Annotated in this window: 7 protein-coding genes; 2 read left to right on the top strand and 5 right to left on the bottom strand. The window is 63.7% G+C overall.

Annotation, left to right across the window (positions count from 1 at the left end):
- Window positions 1–85: 85 nt before the first annotated feature.
- From K0S66_RS16600 to K0S66_RS16580, 5 genes are all read right to left on the bottom strand, one after another.
- On the bottom strand, window positions 86–1,858 hold the full coding sequence (locus tag K0S66_RS16600) for a hypothetical protein (RefSeq protein ID WP_301076586.1): 1,773 nt from the start codon (window positions 1,856–1,858) through the stop codon (window positions 86–88).
- The gene (locus K0S66_RS16595; RefSeq protein ID WP_301076585.1) at window positions 1,842–2,213 is read right to left on the bottom strand and encodes a hypothetical protein; all 372 of its coding nucleotides are present in this window, start codon (window positions 2,211–2,213) and stop codon (window positions 1,842–1,844) included. Before K0S66_RS16595 ends, K0S66_RS16600 begins: the two co-directional genes overlap by 17 nt.
- A gap of 102 nt (window positions 2,214–2,315) precedes the next feature.
- Window positions 2,316–3,104: a site-specific integrase gene (locus K0S66_RS16590; protein WP_301076584.1), complete on the bottom strand. Its 789-nt coding sequence runs from the start codon at window positions 3,102–3,104 to the stop codon at window positions 2,316–2,318.
- A 115-nt stretch (window positions 3,105–3,219) separates the two neighbouring features.
- On the bottom strand, window positions 3,220–5,121 hold the full coding sequence (locus K0S66_RS16585) for a ribonucleoside-diphosphate reductase subunit alpha (RefSeq protein WP_301076583.1): 1,902 nt from the start codon (window positions 5,119–5,121) through the stop codon (window positions 3,220–3,222).
- A 412-nt stretch (window positions 5,122–5,533) separates the two neighbouring features.
- Window positions 5,534–8,173, bottom strand: a complete 2,640-nt coding sequence (locus tag K0S66_RS16580; protein ID WP_301076582.1) for an EAL domain-containing protein — start codon at window positions 8,171–8,173, stop codon at window positions 5,534–5,536.
- Between the two features lie 100 nt (window positions 8,174–8,273).
- On the opposite strand from K0S66_RS16580, the gene K0S66_RS16575 reads away from it, so the two are divergent.
- The gene (locus tag K0S66_RS16575) at window positions 8,274–9,797 is read left to right on the top strand and encodes a fumarate hydratase (protein ID WP_301076581.1); all 1,524 of its coding nucleotides are present in this window, start codon (window positions 8,274–8,276) and stop codon (window positions 9,795–9,797) included.
- A gap of 28 nt (window positions 9,798–9,825) precedes the next feature.
- Entirely contained in the window at window positions 9,826–10,764 is a 939-nt protein-coding gene (locus K0S66_RS16570) for an alpha/beta hydrolase (RefSeq protein WP_301076580.1), read from the top strand.
- The last annotated feature ends 140 nt before the right edge of the window (window positions 10,765–10,904 follow it).

Below are 10,904 nucleotides of genomic sequence, written 5' to 3'. Positions count from 1 at the left end.
AGTTCGGATCGTCTTCGGGAATATCAGCCATTATGTACATACTTTCCTTGGGGAGTGGCTGCGCTGCCATCTAGGCGTCGCCAATTCAAGATTTAACGGTCGTCAAGGCGCCGCACGACGGCGGAGACTCCTCTCCGATAGTCGGCGAGAAGCACAGGAAAGCGACGATCGCAGCAGGGAACGTCGGAAGGATCTCGGTCAGGATGGCCTCGTGGGTCTTCGAAAACTTCAGCTGCCAATCAAGATCCGACATTTCGCCGCGTTTTTCTTCAATATGGCCAAGGAAGCGAATAACGCGCGGAAGATTTCGCCGTGTGACCAGCGCATTGCCGCAACCGAGACACTTGAAAAAAGCCTTGCTGCACGGCTTTCCTGATGGATCGAAAGGACTGTTGTAGAAGTCTCGACACGAGGACAGCCAGACGTCGGTTTTGCCCGTCAGTGCCGCTTTTATCTGCTCGACCGAAACTTCAAGTTTGTCCGATGCAGCGGAAATTGCCTCATCGTCGGCGTCGTTCGGAAGATCGATCACCTTCGGCCCCTGCTGAGCATAGGCGAGCGCTTCAAGAGCGGCGTCCTCAATCGCCTGCTCGTACACCGGCTTCATGCGCTCACTTCCGTCATAGTGGCGGGCGCGCACGGCCGGCGTGTTGTCGTCCGCGACGAGCGGCAGCATTCCTCTGCTCTCGACGTTCTTCGCGGTCTTGTAGGTGACGCGGAACTTCGTCCGGTCGATCTTCAGTTCACTGCCGTAGTCGCACCGAAGGCCGCGACCAGCAAGGATCCCTGTGTACCAGGCGAAGTCTCTGGCATCGATCCGCACGCGCCACAGCCTGTCCTCGGGCAGCTTGCCGAGCAGCTGTGCACGACGAAGCATGAGCGCCAGCAGACCACCTGCGGTGCCGAAGCTGCCGATCTGTTCCGCCAACTTCTCCCCCTCGGGCGCGGGGTCGATCGGGTCGGTCGTGCGCGAGCGGGCCTGTCGGTTGCGTACCCGACGCTTCTTGTAGGTGAGGTGCATGACCGTGCCGTCGGCCGACGGCTTCACGCCGCCGACCTTGATTGCATCGAGGCACTCGCTTTCGATGCCAAGTCGAAGCGACAGACAAGTGTAGGCGGCGATGTCCACAAGAAGGTTCGTCGGGTCTTCGGCCCGCCCGTCGGCGGCGGCTTCGACCAGCAGTTTGGTCGAGAAATCTAGGATTCGGCGCGCCTCAGCTGCCGAATAAGGTTCCCGCTGCTTATTGTCATTCTCGAAGTCCTCCCCCATGAATGAGCGTTCATGCCATCCAGGACCGAGCGCGAGAGGATCTGTATCCCAGATCCTTCTGAAGATGCGGCCCATTGTGCCCTTGTACTGGTAGGCAGTCTTGCTCTTGATCTCATTCGCGGCAACCCGCGCGTCCAGGCTCTCTTTGTAAGCTGCCCACATGTCCGGCGGGAACACAGTACTATCGACGCCTACTTCACTGCCGGATTTCTTTTGCTGATCCTTCATCCACCGAAAGAAGGGCGCTGACCAAGTCTGATAGGACAGCGCGGTAGAGCCGCTATCGATTGTGTTGCCAACCCCGGACATCGAGTAGACCGTCTTGAGCACTAATTGACCAAGCGCGGGGGTGATGGATGCAAACGCCCAATCTATAGGATTCTCTCGCTCATGATGGTGATGCTGCCAGCGGTTCAGCCCCTGCGTGATAAGTGTGTCGAATGTGACAACGGACGGCGCGGCGCTGACGGCCTTTGGCTTTCGTCCGCGCCGCTTCAGGAGAGGCGTCGGCGCACCCTTGAAGTTCGCGGAGAGGTCCCGGGAGGTCGAAGGTATGGCGGATGAATGATCATCAGAAGGCGACGTCATCGTAGCTCTCCTCCGTGCCGATCACCTTGTCGAAGATGGCGAGATCCTCATCATCGAGTCCCTTGTGCGAGCCTAAGACGTCGAGGTAGATGAAGGTCGTCTCGTAGCGCGCATGACCGAGGTATCTTTGAACCTTGCGAAGCGGGTCTCCGAAGATGCTGTTGTAGATCTGCGGCGTTGATGCTCCCTTGACCTTTTCCGCTTCTCGCTGAGTCTCAGCGGCAGACAGCGTCTTTCTGATCAAGCTGCTCAAAAGATATACCGCGCCGGTATGTCGCAAGGTCTTTGGCGTAGCCTTGATCTTGGTCCGTTTTGACGCTTGACGAAAGACATCACCCCATCCGATCTCTCCCATCGGTAGGCCTTCCTGATTTAGCCAGAACGCACCGAGGTCCTTATTATACTTCCCTTTGGCGATCGCCCGTTGGACCTGATCCTCTCGGAGCAGGTCTTTGTATCATCGCATGCTATCTAAGGCTGTCTTCGAGATGCGCACTATTCGGCCCTTGTAGCCCTTCGCCACATCGGGCCTGATAGCATGCGGTATGCTGCGGCCAGGTATGTCTCGAACGGCCTGTAGATCGGGTAGCTCTGCGATCCCGTAGTCGTTGCCCTCATCAAGGCGCGCGGCAGTCATCAGGAGGAAGTTAGCGAAGGCGATGTTGCGCAGACCGTATCGACCGAACGCGAGGCCCTCATCTCGGAACCGTTCGAACTGCTTGAGGGTGATGAAGTCGGGCTCCTGACGCGACGACTGGGCGCCCCTGTTGTACCAGACCAAGACCGGCGAGCTGCAGGGGTTGTCGGGTCGGATTCCTTCGAGGATGACGGCGTCGAAGAATGACTTAAGTGCCGATGCTTCGGAGTTCCAGGAGATCGGTTCGATGCCGGATCCCATGCGGAAACGCTTGTAACGGGCGAGGTCCGCCGGCTTCACCGACTCGAGACCGATGCCCTGTTCGCTGAGGAAGCGGATCAGACGGACCGCATGCAGCCCATAGCTGGACATGGTGGTCCGGCCGGACGTCTGGCCGGAGAAGGTCCTCAATACGCTGGTCAGATCGCTGTCGATCGTCCCGTCGGCGGCAAGGATGAACGACACGCGATCATCCACGCCAGCCGTAACCAAGGCGCGCTTGGCTGCCGCCCGGAAGGTGGACCGCCAAGCGTCCTCAAACCGCTTCCCGAGAACCTCTTCGGGAAGATTAACATCCAGAAGCTCGGAACGGGTGAAAACAAGGTCCACGTGACAGTTCCCGGTGAGACACCAGAACGTGCCTCGCATTTGAGTTCACCGTCAAGAACCCACTTATCGCTACATCAACCCCGTGTCCTACCCAGTGAGACACTTACAAACTCTTTTATTGACAGGCGAGGCACTCGTCGTAATCGGTCGTTTCGCCCAGATCGAACTTGGGCTTCTCGATCGTGTTGTCCGCCTCGACGCCGCCGGCGAAGCCCGCGCGCTGGACGCTCTTCGACCGCAGGTAATAGAGCGACTTGATGCCTAGTTCCCAGGCGCGGAAGTGGAGCATCAGCAGGTCCCACTTCTCCACGTCGGCCGGGATGAACAGGTTCAGCGACTGCGCCTGGTCGATGTAAGGCGTACGATCGCCAGCCAGTTCCAGCAGCCAGCGCTGGTCAATCTCGAAGCTGGTCTTGAAGCAGTCCTTTTCCTCGGCGCTGAGGAAATCGAGGTGCTGCACGCTGCCGCCATGCTCGAGGATCGAGTTCCAGACGGTGTCGGCGTTCTTGCTCTTCTCGTTGAGCAGCTTTTCCAGATACGGGTTCTTGACCGCAAAGCTGCCCGACAGCGTCTTGTGGGTATAGATGTTGGCGGGGATCGGCTCGATGCAGGCGGAGGTGCCGCCGCAGATGATCGAGATCGACGCGGTCGGCGCGATGGCCATCTTGCAGCTGAACCGCTCCATCACGCCAACGTCGGCAGCATCGGGGCACGGCCCACGCTCGGCCGCCAGCGTCATCGACGCCTGGTTTACCTGCGCGCTGATGTGCTTGAACATCTTGAGGTTCCAGCTCTTCGCCATCGCGCCCTCCATCGGCAGGCCGCGCGCCTGGAGGAAGGAGTGGAAGCCCATGACGCCAAGCCCGACCGAGCGCTCACGCGCCGCCGAATAGGCCGCCCGTTCCATGCCCGGCTCGTGCCGGTCGATGTAGTCCTGCAGCACATTGTCGAGGAAGCGCATCACGTCCTCGATGAACTGCTTGTCGTCCTTCCACTGGTCCCACGTTTCGAGGTTGAGCGAGGACAGGCAGCAGACCGCGGTGCGATCGTTGCCAAGGTGGTCCTTGCCGGTCGGCAGCGTGATTTCGCTGCACAGGTTCGAGGTGGAGACCTTCAGGCCCAGATCGCGGTGATGCTTGGGCATGTTCTTGTTCACGTGATCGGCGAACACGATGTACGGCTCACCGGTCGCGAGACGGGTTTCGACCAGCTTCTGGAACAGGCTGCGCGCATCGACCTTGCCGCGTGTCGTGCCGTCCTTGGGGCTCTTCAGCTCCCACTCGGCGCCGTCACGCACGGCTTCCATGAACGCATCGGGGATCAGCACGCCATGGTGCAGGTTCAGCGCCTTGCGGTTGAAGTCGCCCGACGGCTTACGGATTTCGAGGAATTCCTCGATCTCAGGGTGCGACACGTCGAGATAGCAGGCGGCCGAGCCGCGGCGCAGCGAACCCTGGCTGATCGCCAGGGTGAGGCTGTCCATCACGCGCACGAACGGAATGATGCCGCTGGTCTTGCCGTTCAGGCCGACCGGCTCACCGATGCCGCGCACATTGCCCCAATAAGTGCCGATGCCGCCGCCGCGCGACGCGAGCCAGACGTTCTCGTTCCAAGTGTCGACGATGCCGTTCAGGCTATCGGGGACCGAGTTCAGGTAGCAGCTGATCGGCAGGCCGCGCCCGGTGCCGCCGTTCGACAGCACAGGCGTCGCCGGCATGAACCACAGGCGGCTGATGTAATCGTAGATGCGCTGCGCATGGGCGGCGTCATCGGCATAGGCGCTCGCGACGCGCACGAAGAGATCCTGGTACGATTCGCCTGGCAGGAGGTAGCGATCCTGCAGCGTGTCCTTGCCGAAATCGGTCAGCAGCGCGTCACGCGAATGATCGACCTCGATCGGGTACGACTGGACGAAGACGCCCTTGGTCGCGCTCGCTTCCGCTGCGCCCGTGCCCTCGGCACTTGCTACTAAGGTATCGGTCGCCATGTTCGCCTCGTTCGCGTCTCTAAAGTCCATCGCCGCCGTTCCCCACGTTGTGCCCGTCCGAATCGGAGGCGAGCCGTCATGCTACACCCGAACGCCTATGGGTGAGAACAAAAAGAGATCATGGTGAGCGCTTGTCTCGCGCTTCCGTCCCTATCCGCAACATGGCGTCGCGGTTCTGTTCTACCAGTGCTAGCGCCCGTTGCAGCAGCTTACCCCCACAGATTGTGGCAGTGTGCGACAAGAGGCAAGGGGGCTGTGGCCCGCCCAGCGCGGCGACGATGCGGTCCGGCGCGTCGGATCAGCAGCGACGCGCGGACTTCCGCGGTGTTCATGAATTGCAAGTCTGAACGCGGATGGAGAAAATTTTTCCGCCTGCCCATTTGGGACCGGGGGGATCGGTCCGCGGCGGCTCCAATGCCGCCACCTGTGTTCGCTCTTTGGGCTAGCCGGCCTTGCGCAACGCCACCGGCTGCGACGCTGATAGACGCTCCATGTCGAAGTGGCGCATGAATTCCAGCCCGGCGCGTCCCTCGGACACCCAGCGGATCGTGGCTGGAAACATCTCATCCTCGACCAGTTCGATGCGCACTTCGACGCCCACCGCCTCTTCGGGGAAATCCACGCCGTCGATCATCACGCCGGTGGCGGAGAGGTTGCGGATCCGTACCTCGCCGGTGTCGCCACCCACTTCCAGGCGGGCCGAGCGCAAGACGGTGGAGCGGCTGGCGCGGCTGACGCGATGGCCGACCGCCAGCGCAGCGCCGTTGCGTTCGGTGAACAGCGCCAGCATCTCCGCCGCGCGGCCTGGGCGGCCGTAGACGAAGCCTTGGATGTGGCTGCAGCCAAGATCGCGAATCAGCGCGATCTCGTCCTGCTGCTCGACCCCTTCGGCGGTCGTCTCCATCCCCAGCGTTTCTGCCAGGGTGACGATCGCACGGATGATCGCTGCATTGCGATTACCCGCCTGGATCGCGCCGCGCACGAAGCTCTGGTCGATCTTGATCTTGTCGAACGGCGCCTTCTTCAAATAGCCGAGCGAGGAATAGCCGGTGCCAAAATCGTCCAGCGCCAGGCGAACGCCGATGCCCTTCAGCGCGCGGAACATGTGATCGGACGAGGTGTCGTCGGTCAGGAACACGCTTTCCGTGATCTCCAGCTCCAGCCGCTCGGCCGAGATGCCGGCGGACGCGATCGCGCTCGTGACGATGGCGGGCAGCGCGGGATTGGCAAACTGGATCGCCGAGACGTTGACCGCGATTCGCACTGTGTCGGGCCATTGCGCCGCTTCGGCGCAGGCGGTGCGCAGCACCCATTCGCCGATCGCCTCGATCATCCCGCATTCTTCGGCGATCGGAATGAAATCGGCCGGGCTGACGGCGCCGCGGGTGGGGTGCACCCAGCGCAGCAGCGCCTCATAGCCGACGACCCGCTCGCTGCTGGTCGAAACGACCGGCTGATAGACGAGGTGGAATTCGTCATTGGCCAGCGCCTGACGAAGATCGTCCTCCAGCCGCTTGCGATTCTGCGCACCGGCAAGCATCTCTTCGCGGAAGAAGCGCGACACGCCGCGCCCGTCGGCCTTGGCGGCATAGAGCGCGAGATCGGCGTTGCGGATCAGCGTCTCGCTGTCGTTGCCATGTTCGGGTGCGATCGCGACGCCGATCGAACAGCCGATGGAAACCGATGACCCGCCGAGGAAATAGGGCTGCGACAAGGCGGTGATGATGTGCTGCGCCAACGTGCCGAGCCGCTCGCGATTACCCTCGCGCGGCAGCACCACCTGAAATTCATCGCCGCCGAGCCGCCCGACGAGGCCAGCGTCTCCAACCGTATTCTGCAGCCGCTGCGCCACCTGCTTCAGCAACTCGTCACCCATCTGGTGGCCGAGCGTGTCGTTGACCGCCTTGAACCGGTCGAGGTCGAGCAGCAGCAGCGCGTTGGTGCTGCGCAGCCCCGTGACGGGCGCCAGCGTCTGATCGAGCGACAGACGCATCCGCTGTCGGTTCGCAAGGCCCGTCAGGCTGTCGAACAGCGCGAGACGCGTGATCTCGGCATCGGCGCGGCGCTTTTCGGTCAGGTCCGAACCAAAGCCGATGAAGCCCTGAAACCGGCCAAGATCATCCAGCAGCGGCCGGCCGGAGATCGACCAAGACCGGTCGCGGCCCGCATCAAACGCGGGGCCGACCGAATAGTCGGAGAAACTGGTGCGCGCCGACAGGTGGAAGGTCAGCGTCCGTTCGGTATCCGCCATCGTCGAATCGACGCGAAACACCTCCACCAGTCGCTGGCCCAGCGGCATGAAGCCGAGCGTCTGCAGCTCGCTGACCAGTTTGCCGCTGAGATGAACCAGACAGCCATGCCGATCGGTCTGCCAGAACCAGCCGGTGCTGTGGCTTTCATATTCGGCGATCAGCCGAACGGCGAGGATACGGTCGCGCTCCTCCCGCTCACGCGATCCCAGCAGTTGATGGTCGCGCCGCGCCATGCGCAGCACCCCGGCGACCAGCAGCGCGGCAAGCGCCATCGCGGCCGCCGCTGCCGCGCCAAGCCCGGCGTTGAAAGGCACCATCAACGCCAGCGTCAGCGCAAAAGCCAGCGATGCGATACGCACCGAATGAAGCGCGATGGCCGCCATGATGATCGCGCCGAAGCAGATGACAAAGGCGGTGACCTGGATCGAACCCGCCGGCAGATGTTCCGTAACCGCCAGCTGGAGCGACAATGACCCGGATAGAAGCGCCGCAAGCAGCGCCAGCACGGTCACTCGCCGCTGCGGTGGGAGGCCTTGCGCCGCGGGCAAATCAAGCAACGCCCAGATCGCCAGCGGCAGGACGGCGATCAGCGGCAGCAGCGCCACCGTCTGCGGCTTGGCCGCATCGGCAAGGGCAAGCGCCAGCGCAAGTCCAGCGCTGCCCAGCAGCAGGACTGCGACGATCACCGGCCACAGCGCGCCAACCTCGCCCAGCCGCTTCTCGGTCGCGTCGTTGATCGCATCATGGCCGCTCGCCACCAGCCCGAGCGCTTCGGCAAGGCGCGGCTGCTCCGGCGGCGCGGCGCGTGGTGAACGGCGAACGAATCCCATCCGGAAGACGGTAAGTCGATAGGATTGGCAAAACGTTTATGCGCCGCCGCCGCCGCGATGCCGTTGCACTCGCCGCCACCGCGCCATAGTGCAGCGCGTCATGACCACGACGATCCGCGCCGCAGACCTGATCGAGAGCGTTGCCGATGCGCTCCAGTTCATCAGTTACTATCACCCGATGGATTACATCCGCGCCCTTGGCGACGCCTATGAGGCGGAGCAGGGCCCGGCCGCGAAGGACGCGATCGCGCAGATCCTGACGAACAGCCGGATGTGCGCCGAGGGCCACCGGCCGATCTGCCAGGATACCGGCATCGTCAACGTGTTCGTGAAATGGGGCATGGATTGCCGCATCGACGACACCAATCGCTCGATGCAGGAAATCGTCGATGAGGGCGTGCGCCGGGCATATCTGAACCCGGAGAACAAGCTGCGCGCCTCGGTCCTCGCCGATCCCGCCTTCACCCGCCGCAACACCAAGGACAACACGCCCTGCGTGCTCCACGTTGAGATGGTGCCGGGCAGCAAGGTCTCGGTCGACGTCGCGGCCAAGGGCGGCGGCAGCGAGAACAAGTCCAAGTTCAAGATGATGAACCCCAGCGATTCGATCGTCGACTGGGTGCTGGAGATGCTGCCGCAGATGGGCGCCGGCTGGTGCCCGCCCGGCATGCTGGGCGTCGGTATCGGCGGCACGGCGGAGCATTGCGTGCTGCTCGCCAAGAAGGCGCTGATGGAGCCGATCGACATGGGTCCGCTGAAGGCACGCGGCCCGAAGAACGACATCGAGGCGCTGCGCATCGAGATTTTCGACAAGGTCAACGCGCTCGGCATCGGGGCGCAGGGCCTGGGCGGCCTGTCGACCATCCTCGACGTGAAGATCATGGACGCGCCGTGCCATGCCGCGGGCAAGCCGGTGGCGATGATCCCGAACTGCGCCGCCACCCGCCACGCGCACTTCACGCTCGACGGCAGCGGCCCGGCATATCTCGAGACGCCGAAGCTCGATGAGTGGCCCAAGGTCAACTGGACGCCCGACAAGGCCGCGATCCGCGTCGATCTCGATACGCTGACGCCGGAGATCGTCCGCTCGTGGAAGCAGGGCGATCGCCTGCTCCTGAACGGCAAGATGCTGACCGGGCGTGACGCCGCGCACAAGCGGATCAAGGACATGCTCGACGCCGGCGAGGAGCTGCCGGTCGAGTTCAAGGGCCGCGTGATCTACTACGTCGGCCCGGTCGATCCGGTCGGCGAGGAAGTGGTGGGCCCGGCCGGCCCCACCACGGCGACGCGGATGGACAAATTCACCCGCATGATGCTCGACCAGGGCCTGCTCGCGATGGTCGGCAAGGCCGAGCGCGGGCCCGCGGCGACCGATGCGATCAAGGACGCCAAGAGCGCCTATCTGATGGCGGTCGGCGGCGCGGCCTATCTCGTCGCCCGCGCGATCAAGGGATCGAAGGTCGTCGGCTTCGAGGATCTGGGGATGGAAGCCATCTACGAGTTCGAGGTGGAGGACTTCCCCGTCACCGTCGCGGTCGACAGCGAGGGCAACAACGTCCACCAGCTCGCCCCGCTCGTCTGGCGCGAGAAGATCGCCAAGGAAGGCCTGCTGCAGCCCGCATAAGGGCGCAGCAGCGTCAGGAGACGGCACCATGAGCACGCGGCATCTGGTCGATCCCGAACTGCTGCCGCTGCTCGACCTGTGGCCGGCGGTGACCATGTCGGCGGAGGTGCTGGAGCAGGCGCGCAGCTGGCCCGCCCCGCCGCCGCCCGCCGACGATGACGGCGTGGTGATGGAGCGGATCACCGTGCCCGGCCCGGCTGGCGCGCCTGACCTCGGCCTCGTCATCTTCCGCCCGGCCGAACCGGTGCAGGGTGCCGGCGGCATCTGCCACATGCACGGCGGCGGCTTCGTGCTCGGCACGCCGGAGGGGAGCGCCGCCCGGCTGCGCCCGATGGTCGCCGCGCTCGGCTGCGTCATCGTCTCGGTCGACTATCGCCTCGCGCCCGAAACGCCGTTCCCCGGCCCGATAGAGGATTGCTACGCCGGTCTCGCCTGGACCTTCGCCAATGCCGCGCGGCTCGGGATCGACCCGGCGCGGATCGGCGTGATGGGCGAGAGCGCGGGCGGCGGGCTCGCCGCCGCATTGGCGCTGCTCGCGCGCGACCGCGGCGACTATCGCCTCGCCTTCCAGCACCTCCTCTATCCGATGATCGACGACCGCACCGGGGTGATTGAAGGGGACCCGCTGACCGGCGAGTTCATCTGGAACCGCGAAAGCAACCGCTTCGCCTGGCACGCAATGCTGGGCGAGGCGTCAGGCGGGGAGGGCGTCTCACCCTATGCCGCCGCCGCGCGCGCGGAGAACCTCGCCGGCCTGCCGCCCACCTATATCGCGACCGGCAGCCACGATCTCTTCCGCGACGAGAACATCGCCTACGCCACGCGCCTCCTCGCCGCCGGCGTGCCGACCGAATTCCACATCTGGCCCGGCGCCATCCACGGCTTCGACGGCGCCCCCGATGCGGCGATCACGCGCGAGGCGAACCATTCGCGCATCGCCGCCCTGCGTCGGGTGTTGAGGGGCTGACTGTTCGGCCTCGGCATTGGTCTTGAAGGTCTGCGATTGGGTGGTTAGCTGCCGTTCGCACATTACTTGCTAATGGAGGAAGCAAACGACCGAGCACGCTTTCGACGAGAGCGCTTCGCTACACGTTCGGAACGGATCGA

Origin of the sequence: Sphingomonas sp. (assembly GCF_029239295.1) — a bacterium.
In the GTDB taxonomy this organism is placed as follows: domain Bacteria; phylum Pseudomonadota; class Alphaproteobacteria; order Sphingomonadales; family Sphingomonadaceae; genus Sphingomonas.
The sequence above is the reverse complement of the archived record's forward strand: the minus strand, read 5'-3'. Positions and strand labels throughout refer to the sequence as shown.